Here is a 21,647-nt window from a genome sequence, read left to right as displayed (position 1 = left end):
CATAATGGCCGCCATGACTGACTTTCTCGATCAAATCACCTGGAATGAAGATGGCCTGCTGCCCGCTGTTGCGCAGGATGCCGCGTCGGGTCGTATTCTGATGGTGGCCTGGATGAACCGGGAGGCTCTGACACTCACCGCCGCGGAAGGTCGCGCTGTGTACTGGTCCCGCTCCCGTCGCAAACTGTGGCGCAAGGGTGAGGAATCGGGTCATATTCAACGGGTCGGAGAAATTCGCCTGGACTGCGACGGCGATGTTATCGTGTTACAGGTTGAACAGCTCGGCGGCATCGCCTGCCATACGGGGCGCACATCCTGTTTTTATCGTGTCCTGAAAGACGGACAGTGGCACACGGTGGACCCTGTTATCAAAGATCCCAGAGACATTTATTCATGAACAATTGCCGTGATGATATATTGACCCGGTTAAGCCAGATACTGGAAGATCGCAAAGGCTACTCGCATCAGGAGTCTTATGTGGCCAGCCTGCACCACAAGGGTTTGAACAAAATCCTGGAAAAGGTGGGCGAAGAGTGTACTGAAACGATTCTGGCTGCCAAGGATGCAGCGGCCACCCATGACAACAGCAAAGTGATCTATGAAACTGCAGATCTTTGGTTTCACTCGCTGGTGATGCTGTCCCATCTCGGTGAGGGCCCTGAACCGGTTCTCAGGGAACTGGAACGACGCTTCAATCTATCGGGCCTCGAAGAGAAAGCGCAACGCAATTCAACCTGATTGACAAGAGAGAGAATTATGGGCTTCGGCTGGCAGGAACTATTAATTATTCTGATTATCGTGGCGCTGATTTTTGGCACCAAAAAGCTTCGTGGTATCGGCACTGACATTGGTGGTGCGGTCAAAGGGTTCAAGGAATCCATGTCCGGCGATTCGGACAAGGAACCGGAACACCTCGACGATGGTAAATCGGCTAACACCCAGATAAATACCGATGACAGTGCCGCGTCGACCGGCGAAAAGAAAACCACAGACCAGTAGGCGTGACAGCGACCTTGCGGATATTGCCGTATGTTTGATATTGGCTTTGCCGAATTATTAGTCATCGCCGTTGTGGCCCTGGTTGTCATGGGTCCTGAGCGTCTGCCCCAGACCCTGCGCACCATGGGCCTCTGGATTGGCCGGATCCGCCAGACATTTTCCTCCGTCCGCCAGGAACTCGAAAACGAAGTCGGCATGGATGACATTCGCCGGCAGTTGCACAACGAGAAACTGATGCGTGACCTGAAAAACGCCAAAGCGGAGTTCGAAGACCGGCCCAGCCCACAGGACACCAAACCTGACACTGATGAACGGTCAACCGAGACAGCTGACACGCCCGACGAAACCAAACCATGAGTGAAGAAAAACTGCTGAGCCAACCCTTCATCAGCCATATCATTGAATTGCGCAACCGTCTGCTGCGTTCTGTGATTGTGGTGCTGTTGATCTTTCTGGGGCTTTTTTCCTTCAGTAACGACCTCTACCTGTACATTTCGGAACCCCTCAGGCTGCACCTGCCCGACACCTCATCGATGATTGCCACCGATGTCGCGTCACCGTTTCTCACACCCTTTAAATTGACGCTGGTGCTGTCACTCTTTGCCGCTATGCCCTTTATTCTCTATCAGGTATGGGCCTTCGTTGCCCCCGGGCTCTACCAGCGTGAAAAGAAAATTGTGCTACCCCTGTTTTTTTCCAGCGTTTTGCTGTTCTACGGCGGCATGGCTTTCGCTTACTACGTGGTATTCCCACTGGTCTTTATGTTCTTCACCAGTGTCGGCCCGGAAGGCGTGGCCGTCATGACGGATATTCGCAGCTATCTGGATTTCGTCCTGAAATTGTTTTTTGCGTTTGGCATCAGTTTTCAAATTCCAATCGGCGTGGTAATCCTGACCTGGATGGGTATTATCGAACCGGACCAACTGGCTAACAAACGTCCCTATGTGTTTGTTATCTGTTTTGTATTCGGTATGCTGCTCACTCCCCCGGATGTTCTGTCCCAGACCCTGCTTGCCGTACCCATGTGGCTATTATTTGAAGTGGGTATCCTGTTTGGCCGGTGTATCAAACCCCGCTCAACTACCGCTGACGACAATCAGGCCTGACCCGCTTTATCATCTATGGCAAGTGCACCATTAACGCCACCCCTGTGGCAAAAACAGTGCACGCTTTCTGCTCCGGCCCGCCTTTCGACTTCTCCCGATAACAAGATAAAACTATATTTTTCAATGCATTAAACGTATTTTTAAGATTGGCATCCATTATGCATCGACATAGATAGCCGCCCCAGAATCTCGTTCTTGCCGGGTAGCGGCAACACATCAAGTTCCAGGTAATGAAGCCTGCCGAGTCACTTGTGCCAACAGTGGTTCGACAGGCTTTTTTTATTGAACAGGCAACGAATGGTCGCCACAGCATCGAACACTATTGGTTATTGTGAACCCCCTGACGCCAGCACCCGGGTACTGGCACAGGCGTCCCCCAATGACGTCGGCGTTATTGTCATAGGCGCCGGTCCCGTCGGCATGCGCTTTACCCACGATCTTCTCGCCAGAAAACCCCAACTGGCTGTTCACCTGTTCGGTGACGAAGCCTGTAAGCCCTACAACCGCATTCAGCTCTCGGCCCTATTGGCCGGCGAGATTAACCGGGATGATATCGATCTGCCACTGCCCGCTCTCGGCAATCACCCCAACTTTCAGTTCACCAGCGCCGCCATCGTGGAAATTGACCGCGAACGGAAAACTGTTACCGATGCCAGCGGCACCCGCTTCCACTATCACAAGTTGGTGCTGGCCACCGGTGCCCGCGCTCATATTCCCAATATTCCAGGTATCGAGCGCCAGGGCGTATTCAGTTTTCGCAGTCTCAAGGACACCGAAAGTCTCTATGCGCGAATCCTCCGCTCTCGTCATATTGTCGTGGTGGGCGGTGGCCTGTTGGGGCTGGAGGCCGCCAAGGGGCTGCTCAAATTCAATACCAGAGTCACCGTGGTTCAGCAGAGTTCGCGACTGATGAACCGGCAGCTGGATGAGCAGGCAGCGGCGCTTCTCGAAGCCGAAGTCCGCGCACTGGGTATCGAGGTTATCACCCACTCCGGTGTGCGCTCAGTGGAGGGTTTTGAGCATGTCACCGGGGTCATCACCCGGGACGGCGAGACGATTCACTGCGATACCGTGTTGTTCTGTACCGGTATCACGCCGAACCTGGAACTGGCTCGAAAAGCCCGCATCCCGGTGGGCACTGGTATTCTGGTCAATGACCAGATGAGGACATCGGATCCCGATATTTTTGCTATCGGTGAGTGCTGTGAACACCTGGGCGTCACCTATGGGCTGGTCAACCCCGGTTACGAACAGGCGGCGGTGACCGCGGAAATCATTGCCAGCGAACCACAGGAGAACCTGCCGCGCTATCTCGGCTCCATGGCTATCAGTCACCTCAAGGTGGTCGGCACCGATGTCTGCAGTCTCGGGGAAATCAGTGATTTACCCAGCAGACCCTTCCAGAGAGAACTTCAATATTTTGACAAGTCCAGCGGGGCCTACCGGAAGCTGGTGCTGCTCAGGGGCAAGATCATCGGCGCGGTGGCTATTGGCAACTGGCCAGAGTCCCGACGTATCCAGGAAGCCTATCAGAATGCACGCAAAATCCGGTTCTGGCACCTGCTGCGGTTTTATCTGACCGGTACCTTGTGGGGCAAGAGCGGTGACGATATCGGCAATTGGCCCAGCGGCACGATCATTTGCCAGTGCAACAATATCAGTTACGGCGTACTGTCCAGCGCCATAGGCAACCATTGCAGCACACTGGCTGAACTCCAGGACTGCACCCGGGCCGGCACCGTCTGCGGTTCGTGCAAGCCCCTGCTGCAACAGCTTTTGGGCGTTGCCGGTATGGAGAGGGAATCCGGGGCCACCACGCTCACCGCGGGGGCACTGCTGGCCATCGCACTGGTGGCACTGCTCGCCTTCTGGCCGGAAGCAAAAGTAGCCGACAGCGTTCAACAACAGGGCTGGTTCGAGGGCATCTGGAATGACAAATTCTGGAAACAGGTCACGGGCTTTACTCTGCTGGGCCTGACCGCTATCGGTTTGCTGATGTCACTGCGAAAACGCCTGTCCTGGCGCTGGATGGGCAAGTTCTCTGGATGGCGTCTGGTCCATGCCTCGCTGGGGGTGTTGTGCTGTATCACACTGGTATTTCACAGCGGTTTTCACCTGGGATCAAATCTCAATCAATTGCTGATCGTTAACTTTCTGGCAGTACTCCTGATGGGCGCCTTTACCAGTGGTGCCATTGGCCTTGGCCACAAACTGCGGACAGGGGCCGCGCAGGGCACAAGAAGGTCTATGCAATGGCTGCACATCATTGTGTCGTGGCCCCTGCCCGTTCTTTTGGCTGTCCATATCCTCACCGTGTATTACTACTGATGCAGAGGCCGGTGCATTGAAAAAATTCATCTGGGCCACATGGATTCTTGTCACGCTGGCGATAGCCGGCTACTACGGCTATATCCTGCTCAAAGCCGACAATAAACAGGCACTTCTGATCGGCGAGACCAGCCATGGGCACTTCCAGATCGAACTGGCCTGCAGCAGTTGCCATACAGAGGCCTTTGGTGGTCCAGAGCTGATCCAGGAAGCCTGTGTCGGCTGCCATGGTGCGGAGCTGGCAGAGGCCAACGATACGCACCCCAAAAAGAAGTTTACCGACCCGCGCAATGCAGACCGGCTCAGCGTGGTGGATGCCCGCTACTGTGTCAGTTGTCACACCGAGCACCGCAAAGAAATCACTGCCCCGATGGGGGTGACCCTGCCAGAGGATTATTGTTTTCACTGTCACACCGACATCGGCGATGACCGGGAAAGCCATCGGGATCTGGCCTTTGATAGCTGCGCCAGCGCAGGCTGCCACAACTATCACGACAACCGGGCACTCTTTGAAGACTTCCTCGTCCACAACCACTCGGGGCCATGGCTGAAAGAAATGGCTCGCCTCACCAACCCCAACGGCGCCGCCATTCTCGCCAGCAAGCGCGTACCCGAACAACAACCGACATTCCCCGAGCAGAAAGCGGCCCACCCGGATATCCATAAAGCATGGTCTGGCAGCAATCATGCCGATGCCGGTGTGGACTGCGGTGGCTGTCACAGTGATGTCAGCTCCGGTGAATGGCTCGAGAAACCCGGCATTGCGCAATGCCAGACCTGCCATATTCACGAAGCCGAAAGCTATAAATCGGGCAAACACGGTATGCGACTGGCCCAGTCCCTGCCCGCTATTCGCCCTGCTGATTCCAAACTGCCCTTCAAGGAGACGGCATTGTCTCTGCAACAGGGTTGCAACAGCTGCCACAGTGCACACCGGACAGACACCCTGTTTGCCGCCAGCGAAGCCTGCCTGACCTGCCATAACGATGACCACTCGCGGGGATTTGCCAGTTCGCCCCACGGACAGCTGTTAACCCGGGCCATCGCCGGTGTCATTCCGGTGGAACAGGCCGTCAGCTGTGCCACCTGTCATATGCCGAGAGAGGAGAACATCGTCGATGGGGAAACGGTGGTACAGGTCAATCACAACCAGAACCACAGCCTGCGCCCCAATGAAAAGATGATCCGGCCGGTTTGCATGCAATGCCACAACCTCGGCTTTTCCATTGACGCCCTGGCTGACCCGGCACTGATCAGGAACAACTTCAACGGCAAACCAGCCACCCATATTCCGTCCATCGACTGGTCACTCAAACGGGTGGCTGACTGATGCAATTCACGGCTGTAACCACCACTTACCTCCCATGTCATTACTCTGAAACCACGAGGAATTCACCATGAAACACGTCAAAAAAATAGCCATCATGACTACACTGCTCGCCAGTAGCCTTGTTATTACCGCCTGTAATGAAGCACCTCCAGCAAAGGCAGGCATACCGCCGAAACTCTATACTGACTCACTGTTTGCGGTCATGAATGCCGACCGGGCCAACTACACCAAATTGATCATTCAGCGCCTGGGACCCAATGGCGCGGGTGCCATCAAGCCCGATGAACACTGGAAGGAAATAGAAAACGGGGCATTACTGCCGGCGCAGATGTTCCGGGCAGGCTCGGAGGCCGTTGCGGAAGTGACCGATGAATTCACCTACTCGCTGCAATCCCTGTGGCCTATCAACAAGCAGAATGCACCCAAGACCCCCCTTGAAGAAGAGGGCCTGCAATACACCGTGGACAATCCCGGTGAAAACTTCTACGGCGAGGAAAAGCTGGGTGACGTGACCTACTTTACGGCGGTATATCCCGATGTCGCCGTCTCCCCCGCCTGCACAACCTGCCATAACGATCACAAGGACTCCCCCAGAACCGACTTCGATATCGGCGACGTGATGGGTGGTGTGGTTATCCGCGTTCCCCTTTAACTGATCGGAATTTCTGAGTCTGGTGGCCCTATGTTGAACAAAAAATGTGTGATCGCTGCTGTTTTTTGTCTCGGCTTGCCGGCCTGCTCCGACAAGCCGGACTCATCCGTCGACGGCAGTACAACTGACAGGCAGGCACCACCTTCGGCCCACCCCGGTGAACCACTGGTAAAAGCCAACTGTCGCGTCTGCCACGCATCGGGCATCAATGGCGCACCCATCATCGGCAACGACAGGATGTGGGCGCCCAGGATCAGCCAGGGGGAGGAAACCCTTGTTCAACATGCCATCGACGGTTACGGGCTGATGCCCGCCCGCGGTGGTTCAACATTAACCGATGAACAAATGGCACAGGCGGTCAGCTATATGCTTTCGCAGCTGGCCACCCAACCACAATAGAGGATATATCCATGACACCCGAGCAAATACATGCCTGCAAAACCTCCTGGGCCAAGGTGGAACCGATTGCCGATACCGCAGCCTCGCTGTTCTACAACAACCTGTTTGCCGCTGATCCGACCCTGAAACCCCTGTTCAAGGGAAATATGGGGGAGCAGGGCAAAAAGCTGATGGAAATGATCGGCGCTGCGGTGCGCATGCTGGATCGACTCGACGAACTGGTACCCGTAGTGGAAGCCATGGGCAAGCGTCATCTCGCCTACGGTGTTGAGGACGCCCATTACGATACCGTCGGCAGTGCGCTGATCGAAACCCTGCAAACCGGCCTAGGCGACAGCTTTACCGATGACGTAAAGGAAGCATGGATAGTCGCTTACGGCATCCTCGCATCCACCATGATTGCGGCGGCTCACAAGGAGGTCTCCGCCTGAGCTCCCGGACGGATCAGGCGGCATGGGGTGGCCGAATGCCCAATAATCGCCAGGTTTAAACGACGCCCGCCAACTGATCCGTCAGCGCCAACCAGAGAGCGTCCATGCCGCGCTGGAGATCCCGCAGTTTGAGGCGATCCTCGGCGCTGTGATGGCTTGCAACAACACCCAGCCGTATCAGATCCATGGCGGGGTGCCCCCAGGCGGCATATTCCCAGTCCAGTATCACCGGGCCACGACCCGTATCGATGATATTTTCCGGTATCAGGTCATGGTGACAGATAACCGGTTGCCAGGAACTCGCATCGATAGCCGCGGCATGTTCTTCGATTGCATCTGCCGCCGCGGGGCGAACGGCCAGCTGGGCGAGGTAGTGTCGACAGTGATTCAGGTAACTGAAACGGCTGGCTGTAGCCGGTTTGGGAAACGCCTGGATTTTTTCGAGCAGGGGTACCAGTTGCCGGTTTAGCCGATGATCGTTATCAACCGTCCCCGCATCCCATACTCGTCCGTCGACAAATTCCGTCACCAGCACCTCACCGGTCACATAAAGCAGCTTTGGCACATAGCCGGTGGGCTGCAACAGGCGAAGCAGCGTCTCTTCCCTTTGGCGGTCAATCCCCAACACCTTGCTGTGCGGCGTATTGACTCTCACCACGGCGCGCCTGGAGCCACTTTCCACCAGATAAGACAGGTTGGTAATACCGCCGGACAGGGGTTTAACCAGAGACGGTTTACCTGGCAGACAGACTTCCCAGCGCCGCCATTCAGATAACGTCTGGTGCAGCAAATTCTCGCCGCCGTTCAACGAAGGGTTGTTCAAGATAATGTTTTCTCCAGCGGATAAAACCGAGCACGACCAGCACCAGATAAATGGCAAACAGGCCGGCCGTGAGGTAAAGCCCGCGATCCAGATACAGGTAGATCGATGCCCCATCGACGACAATCCAGTAGAGCCAGTTTTCCAGAACCTTGCGGGCCACCATCACCGTGGTCAGCACCCCGCCCCAGGTAGTAAAGGAGTCCAGATAGGGCAAGTGGGCATCGGTGTGTTGGGCCAACAGGTGGCCGGACACGGCGGAGGCCAGTAACACAGCGAGCAACGCATACAAGTGTTGCGTTAGCCCCCAGCGGGATATCCTGACGCCGCGGTGCCCGACACCGCCGCGACGCCACTGGTACCACCCATAAACCGCCATCACCAGGTAATAGACGTGCAACAACGAGCCCATGTAAAGGCTGACACCACCGAATACCCAGATGTAAATAGCCGTGCCAAAAAAGGCACAAAACCAGCACAGGCTGTTCTCTCGCATCGCCAGCACGAGATAGGCCAATGAAAAAACCACCGCCAGTGCTTCCAGGCTCAACCAGTCCGACATTCAGAGCGCCTCGTATCCGGGAATCACCTTGAGCACATACACCGCCATGCCGAATTCCTCACGGCAGACGGCTATAGTGTCCTGTACCGCCTGCATGGCCGCCTGGTATTCACCCTGCACCACCGTACTGGTGGGAAAGGTCTGCACCTCAAGCCCCGAATAGCGGTTAATCTTCTCGATAAACCCCTTGATCGGCGGAATAAAGTCCTCCCGGTTGGGATACATACTGACATCAATAGTCACCTGCATACGGCAAATCTCCCTGGGGTAATGCCCTTAAAAATGGTATTTGGCGGTGACACCGACGATGCGCGGCTCACCATACTGATAGTAGGGTTCAGTCTGATAAAAATTGCGGGGGTCATTGCCGAAGCCTCCAAAGCCGCGAACAATCACATCCCGGTCTGTCAGATTACGTCCCCACAGCAGAAAATCCCACTGTTGCACCCGGTACTCAAGCCGGGCATTGAACAGCTCGTAGCGGTTTGACTTGGCATTGTGCCGCGGGGACAGATAGAACTGCTGCTTGCCTTCCATTTCCAGTGCCGCCGACATCTGCCCGGTTAAGGCCACTTCGACCCCCAGGGAAAACTGGTAGGAAGGTGCATGGGCCTGCTCCCGGCCATCGAGATCGACTGCCACATTGTTTTCCGGATCGGCATCCACATGGCTCAAGCTTTCAAAATCCTGATAGGTAGCACGGAGCAGGCCGAGACTACCGTAGACCTGCACATCGTCCATCGCCAACCAGTCAAACATCAGCTCAAGGCCGTAATTGCGACCTTTGGACGCATTATCAAACGTGTCAATAAAACTGCAGGGGCACAGATCACCGGTAATCGGCTTGACCAGCGATTGCTTGACCTGCATATCCCGGCGCATTTGATAAAACAGTGCCAGTTGAACCTGCAGGGTGCGATCCAGCCAGTCACCCTTGATGCCGGTTTCGATATTCCACATATATTCGGTATCAAAATCCCGCGCACCGGGGTCCAGTTCAGGGTTGCTGTTGACCCCACCGGCCTTGTAACCCCGGGAGACCAGACCATAAAGCAGGGTTTCCGGCGTCAGACTGTATTCCAGAGCCAGACGGCCACCCCAGAGTCTTTCACTGGTATTGTGGCGAACCCCTTCGCTATCCAGATAATCGGCACGACGAAACTCGATTCGCGCCCCGCTGACCAGCTTTAAACGGTCGCTGAGCCGGGTGTCCAGCTGGCCGTAGACAGCCCGATTGCGGGTGTCAAAATCACTGTTGAAATCACCGTCGGCATAGGTGTATTCGCGCAGCAACGACTCATTCTGCCTGCGGTAATAAATGCCCAGCACCCAGTCGCTGGCACCATTGAAAAGACGTCCCGCTTCACTGGAAACCAGCTTCAGATCCAGGGTGCCGTTATAGCGGCTGCGCTGGTAGCGATCAAAAGAGGAATAGGCCCAACCCTCGCAGGGCAGACCATCACAGATAGCCGCAAAGCTCCAGTCCTCATCATAACTGTATTCAAGGTTGCTATCGGCATAACTGACCAGTCCGACCACCTCAAACTGCTCGGAGGCCTGCCAGATACTCTCAACCGCAAAGGCCGTGGACTCCTGGCGGTCGTTACCCGGCTGATCGGAGAGCGTCTTGCGGGTGTTATCCAGCGAAAAGGCATCGTAACCGTTGTCCGCATCCACGTAGAAGCCGGTAAAGTTCAGCTGCAACCGGTCGCTGACTCGCCAGTGCAGCTTGCCCCGGGCGGTGAGCTCATCGATGTTGCTGGTATCCTTGCGATTGAGAAATTCGTTATCGATATAGCCGTCACTGCGGTGACCCTGCACGGCCAGACGGTAGCCCAGATTATCGGCAATCGGTCCACTCAACACCGCGCTGGTGGTGCGGGTTTCATACTCGGCAATGGAGGTTTCAATGTGGCCTTCAAATACGTCGGAGGGATTATTTGATTTCATGTTGATCAGCCCCGCCAGCGCGTTGGCACCGTAGAGCGTGCCCTGGGGACCACGCAACACTTCAACCTGGCGCAAATCGAGAGTTGTTGCCGCCCCGCCGATACCACTGAAATCAATCCCGTCAATCAGCAGACCTACTGAAGGATTCAGCGGCTCGATAAACTGACTGCGCTCGCCGATACCACGGATCTGGATAAACTTGCCCCGCGATGCACCGCTGGAAAAATTCACATTGGGAACCAGGTTCAGGAGCTGATCCAGGTGGCGGGCCTGACGGCGTTCAATCTGCTGACTGTCCAGGACACTGATACTGTTGCCGGTATCCAGCACAGAGACCTCGCGAAACTGAGCCGTCACCACGACTTCCTGAATCGTTTCAGCGGATAACGTCTCTTTGGTGATCTCGGTCCCGGCTGCTGTGCCCCCCGAATTCTCGAGCTCTGAGGCAAGCACACTGCCGGAAAGGAGGCAGACAAATACCAGCCATTGCCTTTTTCGAAAGAGGTCTATCATGATGAGCCTCATTAACACTGTTAAAGAGACCCGGATATGGAAGGAGTGAACGGTGACTTTTGCGTCCTATCCCTACGCCGGTACTATCCGGATCAGGTTCAAAGGGTTCATCCGAGGATGTCTCAGGCTTGCGCCGCCCCTTAGGAAAACTCATCTGCTATGTGCGGGTGAAATTGCGATTCTACGCGAATCAATTACCAACTCAATGGCTGTACTTAAATAATTTTGGAGTAACGAATTTCCGACCTGGATTTGTGGATATAGGCATCGAAAGTCATACAGATGCGGCGAATCAACAATCGTCCCGCCGGGGTTACCCGAAGGCCATCCGGGCTGAGAACCACCAGGCCATCATCTATCATCGGCCGTAGCTGGAACAACTCCTCCGCAAAGTAGTCGGCAAACACGACGCCAAATTGTTGCTCAATGTCGGCAAAATGCAACTCAAAGTGGCAGATCAACTGCCTGATCACCGCCTGGCGCAACAGGTCGTCGGGGCTCAGCTCAAAACCCCGCGCCACCGGCAGATGGCCGCTGTCGATGGCAGCCTGGTAATCTTCGATCTGCTTGTGATTCTGGGCGAACACATTGTCAATGGCGCTGATGGCAGACACGCCAAAGGCCACCAGATCACAGCCGCCGTGAGTCGAGTAACCCTGGAAGTTGCGCTGCAACACACCATTGCGCTGGGCCACCGCCAGCTCGTCGTCCGGGCGGGCAAAGTGATCCATACCGATATAGACATAACCGGCTTTCAGCAGCATCCGGGTGATACTTTCCATCATCAACAGCTTTTCAGCCGCACTGGGCAGCGCGCTTTCGTCGATCTGTTTCTGCACCTTGAACAGATGGGGTAAATGGGCGTAATTGAACACCGAAAGGCGGTCTGGACCGAGTTCGATGATACTGTCCAGAGTGCGCTTAAACGTGTCCCAGCTCTGATGGGGCAGGCCGTAGATCAGATCCATGCTAATGGAGTGGAAACCCTCGGCGCGGCCCGCGTCCACCAGTGCACGCACCTCCTCCACCGAGTTGAAACGGTTGACTGCCTGCTGCACTGTGGGATCGAAATCCTGAATCCCCATGCTGAGGCGGTTAAAGCCCAGCTGCCGCAGACAGCTGATCGTGCTGACGGCCATATCCCCCGGATGAATTTCGATCGAATACTCGCCACTGTCATCGTCCAGCAGATTGAAATGTTTGCGGGTGGCGGCCATCAACAGGCGTTTTTCATCATCGCTGATGTAAGTGGGCGTGCCGCCGCCCCAGTGCAGCTGATGGACTGGCCGGGAACGGTCAAACAACGCACCCTGGCAGGCCACCTCGGTGATCAGCCGTTCCAGATAGGGCAAGGCGCGCTTGCGATTGGCCGTGATGATCTTGTTACAGGCACAGTAGTAACAGACCGTACTGCAGAATGGGATATGAAAATACAGGGATAGAGGGCGACCCGCCGCATTGCTGCGCTCAATCGCCTGACACAGCGCTGCCTCGCCAAAGCCCCCATGGAATTGCGGGGCTGTGGGATAAGACGTATAACGCGGCCCGGAAAGATCGTAGCGCTCGATCAGACGCTGATCCCAGACAACTCCATTCTCGGAAATCACTGCAATGAAAAACCTGTTGAGGAAAAGGCTGATCCTAGCAGCGGTTCGACCATGACGTCTTGATGTCGATCAACCCACTCGATCAACCGGCAGGCCCTGCCATCAAGGCGTGTTCCTTAATCACGCCGCTGCCCGGCATGCATTATCCGGTAATCCTGTACCCGTTTTGGGTGACTCTCTGGTAAAGTAGCCAACCGCTCAAGTCTACTTTCTCCATGCTGGCACGTCGTGACAAAATCTTTTTCGGCATCCTGGCCGTCACAGTCCTTGGGGCATTGGCCCTGTCAGTGCTGCTCGGCTGGTATATCTGGCGGGAATCCGTTATGACGGAAGAACAGCGCCTGCAGCAATTGTCACAACGGCTCGGTGAGGAAACGGAACACGCCATTATTGACGCCCGCAATCTACTTGAAACCCTCAATGAGCAAGCTACTGATCCCTGTAACGCCGCCCATCTGGCTATGATGCAGGACGTCGCCGTAGCGCGCCCCTACATCCGGGCAATTGGCTACTGGCGTGCCGCCGAGCGGCTCTGCGGTGCCGGGTTTATTCAGGGCGTTTCTTTCACGCCACCCAAAGCCAGCCGTATTTACGACTCGGGCGAAATTGCCTGGTGGCCCAGCGAGGCCACAGAAGTGGGCGGCGTACAGCTGTTTCTGATGCGATTTGGTCACCATGATGTGGTGATTGACCCACGGCTGTTGCTGAACGTAGACCTTTTGGAAGGCCAGATGGCCGGCCTGTGGGTAGAAAAACTGCCCATGATCACAACGCCATCCAATGCCATTTTTCCACCACTGGAAAGCCTCAAACAGGGGATGACGGTCAATCAGTCGACAGAACAGATGATTTCCCGGTTTTCCCTGGGCACCCTGCTTCCCATCGATATTGTCGCCATTCAGCCAATGAGTGAGTTCTGGAAACGCTATCTACCCACCCTGATCACCGCCGCGATACTGGCCCTGCTACTGATCCCCCTTTGGGTCTTCGCCGTGGTGCGCTACTCCCGCCAGCACCTCAGCCTGGCCGCCGAATTGCGTGATGCGATCACCAGAAATAAACTGAGGGTCAACTATCAGCCCATCGTGGATATGTCCGATGGTCGCTGCCTCGGCGCGGAATCGCTGGCACGCTGGACCCGTGACAATGGTGAAGTTGTCGGCCCGGATATTTTCATTCCCATCGCCGAGGAGGCCGGGTTGGCCACCGATCTGGCACGGGCCATGCTACAAGGCATCCTGCGCGAGCTGGGCGACCTTCTAAAACAATGCCCGGATCTCAGTATCAACCTCAATCTTTCAGCGCAGGACTTCCAGACAGACCGGCTGTTTGTCCACCTTGAAACCGAGCTGAAAACCGCCGGGTTAGCCACTTCGGCCATCAAACTGGAAATCACCGAACGGGCATTGGTGGACAGCGACACGGCGCGGCAGCAGATTCGCACCCTTCGCCAACAGGGCCATCTGGTGGCAATCGATGATTTCGGCACCGGTTACTCCAGCCTTTCCTATCTGGAAAGTTTTGAGCTGGATGCCCTGAAAATCGACAAGTCCTTTGTCGACGCCATTGAAAACCAGGCTGTTACCAGCAGCGTCATTGTCCATGTGATCGAGATGGCAAAATCATTGAAGCTGGATATTATTGCTGAGGGCGTCGAGTGTGATCATCAGGTGGACTGGCTGTTGAGCCAGGGCGTCAGGCTGGGGCAGGGTTACCTGTTCAGTCGCCCCTTAACCGCTCATCAGTTTATCGACTTTCATCAAAAATACAGCTGACCGATCAGCTCAGCACGGCTAAACTATCCCGCCCTGGGGAGTGGCCAACCCGTCTCAACCCTGCCCGGGCTGCTTCTGCATCAACCACCGGAGAATTGACTGCTTGAAAAAAATACCTGTACCCGCTGCTTGCCCAAAGACACCGTTGAACTGGCTATTCATCGCGATCATTGCATCGGCAAGCGGTGGCTGTAGCCTGTGGGATCCCCTGACTGAACAGTCAGAGCCGGCCAGAATTACCAGCCTTTCGGCCGAGAGCACAAAAAGCAGTCCGGCAAAACGTCTGGCAAAGTTGAGCGACAGTGGCAAAATCAACCCGCTGCCCCCGGAACAGGTCGGTTATTACATGGATGTCCAGTATGCCAACCTCCAGCAGAAGCTAAGCCGTGATGACATCGATCTCAGTCTGCAGAATAGCAAAATCACCATGATCATCCCCGGTACAAACACCTTTGATGTCAACAGCACGAGTGTAAACAAGGATGCTCAATCGGCCCTGACAGCCATTGCTGGAGTTCTGGCGGAGTATGACCGCACGATCGTCACCGTGGCCGGTCACACCGACAACCAGGGAGAGACTGACTATAATCAAGGACTCTCCGAACAACGCGCCCTCGCCATTGGGGAGTATCTTTCCCAACGCGGTATCACCCCCACCAGGTTGGTGATTCAATGCTTCGGTCAGAACCGTCCAATCGCCGATAATAATATTGCCAAGGGCCGCGCTGAAAACCGCCGTGTTGAGCTGGTCATCGAGCCCGTCGTCGCCCGACAATCGTCGTCGTAACCTGAACTGGATATCCTCGTACAGCACCGGCAAACGGCCTTATAGCCGGCGGTATAGACCAAGGTGTCACTGGCAATAGCCCATGCTGGCCAGTATAATCCCGCCATTCTGGAAACCCGCCGGGTGGACCTGTGCATTTCCGCTTCCCTAACCGCAAGAGAGAAGAAGACGAGATATGAGCTACAACAAGATTCCCGCTGGCAACGACCTGCCGCACGATATCAACGTGGTCATTGAAATCCCCGCCAACCACGACCCGATCAAATACGAAATCGACAAGGACAGTGATGCAATATTTGTTGACCGCTTTGTCGCAACACCCATGTTCTACCCCGCCAATTACGGCTATATCCCGCAGACCCTGTCGGAAGATGGCGATCCCCTGGATGTACTGGTGGTAACACCCTACCCGGTCATGCCCGGCTCAGTAATCCGCAGCCGGGTCATCGGCGTGTTGAACATGACCGATGAGTCCGGTGTGGATGCCAAATTACTGGCGGTACCCCATACCAAGCTCACCAAGCTGTATGACCACGTGCAGGAAATTGCCGACCTGCCGGAGCTGCTGATCAAGCAGATCAAGCACTACTTTGAAAATTACAAGACACTCGAAGCCGGCAAGTGGGTGAAAGTTGAAGGTTGGGATAATGCAGAAGCCGCCCGCAAGGAAATTACCGCTTCGCGGGATCGCTATCTGCAAGAGCAAGACTGAAAATACGAGCAGGCGCTCGCAGACGAAAAAACCCGGCATTTACCGCCGGGTTTTTTATGTCATGCCGGAACAGCCTGTTCCCAATCCAGCATCTGCTGCTTTCTGGACAGCCCCCAGCGATAGCCACCCAGCTCGCCATTGCTGCGGATCACCCGATGGCAGGGAACCAGCCAGGCCACCGGGTTGGCACCAATGGCACTGGCCACGGCGCGCACTGCTTTGGGCTGTTCAATAGCGCTGGCGATCTGCTGATAGGTGGTCACACTGGCGAAGGGGATCGACAATAATGCCTGCCAGACCCGGCGCTGAAATACCGTACCCTGCGCACTCAGTGTCAAGCTGTTCTCCTGCGGGGCGTCCCCGACAGGCCTGCAAAACAGCGTTTGCACGATAGTCGCCGCACCCGCATCATCACGATTGAAACACCGGGATTTATCCAGCCGGGGAAAAACCCGAAAGGGATCGGTTTCACCGCAGTCCTGAAACACCAACTGCTCAATACCGGATTCTGTCCAAACCAGCCAAAGCGGGCCAAATGGTGAGGACGAGGTGCCGTAACGGGCACTGAGCCCATCCTGATAATCGACCAGACGGATTTTCATTTCTCTACCCTGTTGCTGACGGAATAATGACAAGGGAAATGTATCACGGTAATCATCTGCTGGTGGCAATTGCTTCAGACTGATATCAGCAGGACCTATTATCGACAAGCCCCATACCATACCGGATTGTCAAACAGCCCGCTCGGCGGGCTGTTTGACCGAAGCCTCAGGTATTGGCCCGATTTTCGATCAACTGGTCCACCACAGCGGGATCTGCCAGGGTTGAAGTATCGCCCAGGTTCTCCAGTTCATTGGCGGCAATCTTGCGCAAAATACGGCGCATGATTTTTCCCGATCGGGTCTTGGGCAGACCCGGGGCCCAATGAATGACATCCGGTTTGGCAATCGCGCCAATTTCCTTCACACAAAGTGCCACCAGCTCCTTGCGCAAGTCATCCGATGGCTCTGCACCGTTCATCAGCGTGACATAGGCATAAATACCCTGTCCCTTGATATCGTGCGGATAACCGACCACCGCAGCTTCGGCCACATTGGCGTGCAAGACCAGGGCACTTTCCACCTCCGCTGTCCCCATGCGGTGCCCGGAAACATTCAGCACATCGTCCACCCGGCCGGTAATCCAATAGTGGCCATCGGCATCCCGACGACCGCCATCACCGGTAAAATAGTAACCTTTGTAGGGGGCAAAATAGGTTTCCCGAAAACGTTCCATATCACCGTATACACCACGAATCTGGGCGGGCCAGGATGCTTTGATAGCCAGAACACCTTCACCGGGACCTTCGATTTCATGCCCCTCGGCATCCAGCAGCACAGGCTGTACGCCAAAGAATGGCACGGTCGCACAACCGGGCTTCATCAGCGTGGCACCGGGTAGGGGCGTCAGCATATGGGCGCCGGTTTCTGTCTGCCACCAGGTATCGACAATCGGGCAACGACCATCGCCCACGACCCGGTAATACCACTCCCAGGCTTCAGGGTTAATCGGTTCGCCCACCGTACCCAGCAATCGCAGGGAGCTGAGATCGGCTTTTTTGACATAATCATCACCGGCCCCCATCAGCGCGCGAATGGCCGTGGGTGCGGTGTAAAAGATAGTGACCTTGTGCTTTTCGACCACCTGCCAGAAACGGGAGGCATCGGGATAAGTGGGGACGCCTTCAAATAACAGTGACGTTCCGCCATTACAGAGCGGGCCGTAGACAATATAGCTGTGACCGGTTATCCAGCCCACATCGGCGGTACACCAGTAGATGTCTTCGTCCTTGTGGTCGAAGACATACTTGTGAGTCATGGCACACTGCAACAAATAACCGGCGGTGGTGTGCATCACGCCCTTGGGCATACCAGTGGAACCGGAGGTGTAGAGGATAAACAGGGGATCCTCCGCATCCATCAGCTCCGGGGCACAGTAATCATTCGCCGCCGCCATCTCATCGTGGTACCAGACATCGCGCTTGTCGTTCCACTCAACCAAAGTGCGGGTGCGCTCCACCACCAGGCAAGTGTGCACATTGGGACAACCCCGCAAAGCCTGGTCGGCATTGGCTTTCAATGGAATTTTCTTGCCACCGCGCAGACCTTCGTCCGCCGTGATCAGCACCTGACAATCCGAGTCGAGAATCCGGTCTTTGAGGGCATCGGGAGAAAATCCACCGAACACCACGGAGTGAACCGCCCCGATACGCGCGCACGCCAGCATGGCATAGGCCGCTTCGGGAATCATCGGCATGTAAATGCAGACCCGATCACCCTTTTTTACACCCCGGGACTTCAGCACATTGGCCAGTTTATTGACCTGTTCACTGAGATCGTTATAGGTGATATCGGTACTTTCCAGCGGGTGATCGCCTTCCCAGATCAATGCAACCCTGTCACCGCGTTCCGCCAGGTGACGGTCGATACAGTTGACCGTCACATTCAGTTTGCCACCGGAAAACCAGCTGGCTTCACCGGTGTTGAAATCGTAATCACAGACCTCGTTCCAGCGCGTTTCCCAATCGAGAAACAGCTCGGCTTCCTTGGCCCAGAATTCATCCGGGTGCTCAATGGAGTGGCGATACATACGCTCGTAAGTTTCAGCGTCGATATGCGCCTGGGTGGCGAAATCGTCGGGGACGGGACGAACATTGGTTGCGGACATGAAATCCTCCCTCTCGTTATCAGTTCTATAGGGTCCAGATTAAAGGAGATGAAGCCTAGCATCTATTCGACCTTTGCATAACACATGACAGGGGTTTTTCCTGCGCAGGTTCCGTCCGACCGGTTGGATATACCCTAACTGGAGACTACCCGGGTCAGCGGTGCGTGCTCACACCCAAACCGGTGAGCGACTTGCGCGAGAAACAACTCTGCCGTTGCGACAGCATCCACCAGCGCATTGTGGGCATGATAATCGGGCAGGTTGTAGCGGCGGCGACAATCCGACAACCGCAGGCCCTGCCCATGCTGCCCCGCACTGTTGCGTTGCAGTCGCTGATTTTCGAGCACCAGGGTATCCGCCACCATCGCCAGCAACGGCACGCCGTAAAGACGCTGGCTGGCCTCCTGTAAAAAAGCCAAATCGAGGGCCGCGTAGTGGAGTAACAGCACCCTGCCCTGCAACGCTTCCAGCAGACAATCCATGGCCTCGGACAGGGAGCTGGCACCGACCATATCCCTGTCGTGAATACCGTGGATCACGGCACTCTGGCCAACCCCGAGGGAACTGCTTACCAGAATGTGCCGGGCACCGGCCAGCGTGACTCTCATGTTATCTATCGGTACGAAACCGATGCTCAGGATATGATCTGAGTCGACCTCCATCCCGGTCATTTCAAGATCCACCGCCAGATAGCAGCTCTTCCGGAAATCCGCTTTTCTGGACGGGGCTGCGGCCCGCAGGTATTCCCGCATCCGGGCATGCTGACACCGGGCCAGATAGCGCTTTTGTTTCAGTTGGTAAGTCCAACCGGCCAGCATTACATCAATCCGCGGGTAAACTTGGCTCGCAGCGCGGCCTGGGCGCTGGTCACTACCGCGAACGCATCCCTCAGCTGGTGACGGGACAGGGACGACAGCGTTTTCGGATCGAGGTAATTGTCCGGCTTGCTGCCCGCCTTCAACATCGCCCCCTGGTGTTCCAGCCGCAGTCGGGAAATAAACTCGTGGGCATCGATCAGGTTGCGGGCATCTTTCAGGGTGATCTGCCGGTTGGTGGCCGCCTCACGCAAACGGGCCAGTGTATGTATTTCGGTGGAGCCTGCGGCAAGCGCATGAATTCGGGCGATATCATTGATCGGCATGATGCCTCGCAACTTCATGTCAAACGCGTGTTTGTGCTCGCCGCTGTGTTCCAGTACAAAATGTTTGAAGAAACCCATCGGGGGGGTCAGTTTCAGGGCGTTGGCGGTGAGATTGGCCAGAAAAATTTCGTTGCCCCTGGCGGCATTGCACACTGTCTGTTGCAGGTCTGCAAACAGGGCCTTATCGCCAAAAACACAACGCATGTCAAAGAAAATACTGGCGTGCATCAGTGCTTTCGTGGACGGCTGATTAATCCAGCCCAGAAACTGTTTTTTCCAGCCCACCAGGGGTTGCCGCCAGCGATCGGTAATGGCCATCACCTCCCCGGGGCAGTACTTGTAACCGCAGCGGTCCAGACCGTCGTTCACATAAGTTGCCAACGCTTTAAAGTAGCTGTCGTCCTCGCCGGTCGCTCCGTCACTGAGTAACAGGCCATTGTCCTGATCGGAAATCGCGGCCTGGTCCTGCCGGCCCTGGGAGCCGAAGGCCAACCAGGCAAAGGCAGTCGGCGCAGGGCCCAGCTTGTCCATTGCCTGCTGGAGCAATTGCCGGGTCAATGCATCGGTCACAGTGGTCAGCAGACGTCCGACCTGGTCGGCGCTGGCACCGGCCCGGATCAGACTGCCCAACAATTCCGGAATATCCCGCGACACCTGCTGTAAACCCTCCACCGTCTCCTGATGGCCGATTTCACCAATCAAAAGAACGGGATCCGCTTTCTGCGCCTTGATTAAATCGGTGGTGGTCACCATCCCGGCGGGACTGCCGTCGCGAAGTACTGGCAAGTGGTGAATGTTGTGCTCTGTCATCAATAGTGTGGCTTCAAAGACCAGGCTCTCCGCCGAGACACTGACCAGATCCGTGGTCATGATTTCTGCCAGGGGGGTGTCCGCACTGCGACCTTCGGCAACCACACGAATACGCAAATCGCGATCGGTGACCAGACCATACAACCGGCCTCTGTCATCTATTACCATCACAGAGGATACCCGTTCAGCCGTCATCAATCTCGCCACCTCGGCAACGGTCTGATCGGCAGATGCGACCACCGGCTCGCGGGAGAAAATGTCGCCAACCCGACGGGTAAGCTGGTAACTCTGTTCGCGAAACCGCACGGCATGGCGCAAACGGTTGGCATGTGCACGATTGAAGAAACGATCGAAGGGTCGACTGGCAGAGCGCAACGCCTGGAACAGGTCCCCGTCGAGTTGGTAAACCAGTCCGTCCTCAATCACTGTCAACTGGTTGGTAATGGCGTCGCCAGTCAGCAACGACGGATAACCAAAGTAACCACCGGGCTCCACCCGATCGAGCAACTGCCCCTCGCTGTCACGCACCTCAAACGCACCCGTGCGAACCACATACAGACGCGGGCTGGAATAGTCGAGGACCGCGCTGGGATCGCCGGCACGGTAATAGGCAATCTGTACTTTACTGGCGGCGCGCCCGAGCGTCTCCGCGGGAAGCTCATCAAAGGGTGGGCACCCGGCAAGAAATTCTCTGATTGCGGCCACTTCTACACTGACGGTCATAAAACCTGTCTCAACACAATTACCCGTTACTCTAGCCGAAAGCCGTTACGCTAGCTGAAAGCCCCTATTCTATTTGAAAGATAGCCCCCAGTGGGTATCTGCAACAATTAGGCGAAAGTGGAAGGAGAAAGCAGAATGAGAAAGGGGCAGCGGCGCTCGCAGTACCCGCACCACCATCAACCCAAAAAGTCTTGTTACGGAAAATTCGCGACTTCCTGAAACAGCAGAGATATGTTTTTGTTGTTGGGTGGCGTAATTAACCCGACTGGCACGGCTTGACACATCCTTTGCCAGGC

The 21,647-nt window shown here is 55.7% G+C and carries 22 protein-coding genes and 1 riboswitch; of the genes, 13 read left to right on the top strand and 9 right to left on the bottom strand.

Translation table 11 applies throughout. The features are described from left to right. Positions 1–13: 13 nt before the first annotated feature. The 10 genes from hisI (at position 14) to QZ516_RS03545 (ending at position 7,245) form a co-directional block, all read left to right on the top strand. The gene (hisI, locus tag QZ516_RS03590) at positions 14–397 is read left to right on the top strand and encodes a phosphoribosyl-AMP cyclohydrolase (RefSeq protein ID WP_297186443.1); all 384 of its coding nucleotides are present in this window, start codon (positions 14–16) and stop codon (positions 395–397) included. Then, the gene (locus QZ516_RS03585; RefSeq protein WP_297186295.1) at positions 394–738 is read left to right on the top strand and encodes a phosphoribosyl-ATP diphosphatase; all 345 of its coding nucleotides are present in this window, start codon (positions 394–396) and stop codon (positions 736–738) included. Before hisI ends, QZ516_RS03585 begins: the two co-directional genes overlap by 4 nt. 18 nt (positions 739–756) lie before the next feature. Continuing rightward, positions 757–999, top strand: coding sequence for a twin-arginine translocase TatA/TatE family subunit (gene tatA / locus QZ516_RS03580; RefSeq protein WP_297186293.1), 243 nt, complete (start codon positions 757–759; stop codon positions 997–999). Positions 1,000–1,029: 30 nt separating this feature from the next. Further along, entirely contained in the window at positions 1,030–1,356 is a 327-nt protein-coding gene (gene tatB / locus QZ516_RS03575) for a Sec-independent protein translocase protein TatB (protein ID WP_297186291.1), read from the top strand. Continuing rightward, the gene (tatC, locus tag QZ516_RS03570) at positions 1,353–2,105 is read left to right on the top strand and encodes a twin-arginine translocase subunit TatC (RefSeq protein ID WP_297186289.1); all 753 of its coding nucleotides are present in this window, start codon (positions 1,353–1,355) and stop codon (positions 2,103–2,105) included. The genes tatB and tatC overlap by 4 nt, the downstream gene beginning before the upstream one ends. 282 nt (positions 2,106–2,387) lie before the next feature. Continuing rightward, positions 2,388–4,433, top strand: coding sequence for an FAD-dependent oxidoreductase (locus tag QZ516_RS03565; protein WP_297186287.1), 2,046 nt, complete (start codon positions 2,388–2,390; stop codon positions 4,431–4,433). Positions 4,434–4,449: 16 nt separating this feature from the next. After that, positions 4,450–5,763 carry a cytochrome c3 family protein gene (locus QZ516_RS03560; protein ID WP_297186286.1) on the top strand — a complete coding sequence of 438 codons (1,314 nt, stop codon included), beginning with the start codon at positions 4,450–4,452 and terminating at the stop codon, positions 5,761–5,763. 67 nt (positions 5,764–5,830) lie between these two features. Beyond that, positions 5,831–6,415, top strand: coding sequence for a DUF3365 domain-containing protein (locus tag QZ516_RS03555; protein ID WP_297186284.1), 585 nt, complete (start codon positions 5,831–5,833; stop codon positions 6,413–6,415). A gap of 30 nt (positions 6,416–6,445) precedes the next feature. Then, on the top strand, positions 6,446–6,814 hold the full coding sequence (locus tag QZ516_RS03550) for a c-type cytochrome (protein WP_297186282.1): 369 nt from the start codon (positions 6,446–6,448) through the stop codon (positions 6,812–6,814). Between the two features lie 11 nt (positions 6,815–6,825). Next, on the top strand, positions 6,826–7,245 hold the full coding sequence (locus QZ516_RS03545; protein WP_297186279.1) for a globin family protein: 420 nt from the start codon (positions 6,826–6,828) through the stop codon (positions 7,243–7,245). 55 nt (positions 7,246–7,300) lie between these two features. Here QZ516_RS03545 and QZ516_RS03540 read toward each other — a convergent pair whose 3' ends face one another. The 5 genes from QZ516_RS03540 to hemN form a co-directional block, all read right to left on the bottom strand. After that, the gene (locus QZ516_RS03540) at positions 7,301–8,068 is read right to left on the bottom strand and encodes a choline/ethanolamine kinase family protein (RefSeq protein WP_297186277.1); all 768 of its coding nucleotides are present in this window, start codon (positions 8,066–8,068) and stop codon (positions 7,301–7,303) included. Continuing rightward, a complete protein-coding gene (pnuC, locus tag QZ516_RS03535) occupies positions 8,013–8,627 on the bottom strand; it encodes a nicotinamide riboside transporter PnuC (protein ID WP_297186275.1) in 615 nt (204 codons plus the stop codon). Before pnuC ends, QZ516_RS03540 begins: the two co-directional genes overlap by 56 nt. After that, a complete protein-coding gene (locus tag QZ516_RS03530; protein ID WP_297186272.1) occupies positions 8,628–8,876 on the bottom strand; it encodes a hypothetical protein in 249 nt (82 codons plus the stop codon). A 27-nt stretch (positions 8,877–8,903) separates the two neighbouring features. Next, positions 8,904–11,090, bottom strand: coding sequence for a TonB-dependent receptor (locus QZ516_RS03525; RefSeq protein WP_297186269.1), 2,187 nt, complete (start codon positions 11,088–11,090; stop codon positions 8,904–8,906). A gap of 52 nt (positions 11,091–11,142) precedes the next feature. Then, positions 11,143–11,241: riboswitch (TPP riboswitch) on the bottom strand. 64 nt (positions 11,242–11,305) lie between these two features. After that, entirely contained in the window at positions 11,306–12,697 is a 1,392-nt protein-coding gene (gene hemN / locus QZ516_RS03520) for an oxygen-independent coproporphyrinogen III oxidase (RefSeq protein ID WP_297186266.1), read from the bottom strand. Positions 12,698–12,912: 215 nt separating this feature from the next. Between hemN and QZ516_RS03515 the strand changes: the two genes are divergently transcribed. From QZ516_RS03515 to ppa, 3 genes are all read left to right on the top strand, one after another. Next, complete coding sequence (locus tag QZ516_RS03515; protein ID WP_297186264.1) at positions 12,913–14,472, top strand: EAL domain-containing protein; 1,560 nt, start codon at positions 12,913–12,915, stop codon at positions 14,470–14,472. Positions 14,473–14,575: 103 nt separating this feature from the next. Continuing rightward, the gene (locus QZ516_RS03510) at positions 14,576–15,259 is read left to right on the top strand and encodes an OmpA family protein (RefSeq protein ID WP_297186259.1); all 684 of its coding nucleotides are present in this window, start codon (positions 14,576–14,578) and stop codon (positions 15,257–15,259) included. A gap of 175 nt (positions 15,260–15,434) precedes the next feature. Next, positions 15,435–15,971 (top strand): inorganic diphosphatase, encoded by a 537-nt coding sequence (ppa, locus tag QZ516_RS03505; RefSeq protein WP_297186257.1) that lies wholly within the window; start codon positions 15,435–15,437, stop codon positions 15,969–15,971. A gap of 59 nt (positions 15,972–16,030) precedes the next feature. Here ppa and QZ516_RS03500 read toward each other — a convergent pair whose 3' ends face one another. The 4 genes from QZ516_RS03500 to QZ516_RS03485 all read right to left on the bottom strand — a co-directional run bounded on the left by QZ516_RS03500 (position 16,031) and on the right by QZ516_RS03485 (position 21,351). After that, the gene (locus QZ516_RS03500; RefSeq protein ID WP_297186255.1) at positions 16,031–16,573 is read right to left on the bottom strand and encodes a methylated-DNA--[protein]-cysteine S-methyltransferase; all 543 of its coding nucleotides are present in this window, start codon (positions 16,571–16,573) and stop codon (positions 16,031–16,033) included. Positions 16,574–16,739: 166 nt separating this feature from the next. Next, positions 16,740–18,677, bottom strand: coding sequence for an acetate--CoA ligase (gene acs / locus QZ516_RS03495; RefSeq protein WP_297186252.1), 1,938 nt, complete (start codon positions 18,675–18,677; stop codon positions 16,740–16,742). Between the two features lie 134 nt (positions 18,678–18,811). Further along, positions 18,812–19,495 (bottom strand): exonuclease domain-containing protein, encoded by a 684-nt coding sequence (locus QZ516_RS03490; protein WP_297186249.1) that lies wholly within the window; start codon positions 19,493–19,495, stop codon positions 18,812–18,814. Continuing rightward, positions 19,495–21,351 carry a putative nucleotidyltransferase substrate binding domain-containing protein gene (locus QZ516_RS03485; protein WP_297186246.1) on the bottom strand — a complete coding sequence of 619 codons (1,857 nt, stop codon included), beginning with the start codon at positions 21,349–21,351 and terminating at the stop codon, positions 19,495–19,497. Before QZ516_RS03485 ends, QZ516_RS03490 begins: the two co-directional genes overlap by 1 nt. Positions 21,352–21,647 lie beyond the last annotated feature (296 nt).

It is taken from the genome of uncultured Porticoccus sp. (genome assembly GCF_913061305.1).
Lineage (GTDB): Bacteria > Pseudomonadota > Gammaproteobacteria > Pseudomonadales > Porticoccaceae > Porticoccus.
This window is presented reverse-complemented; position numbering and strand designations above follow the sequence as displayed.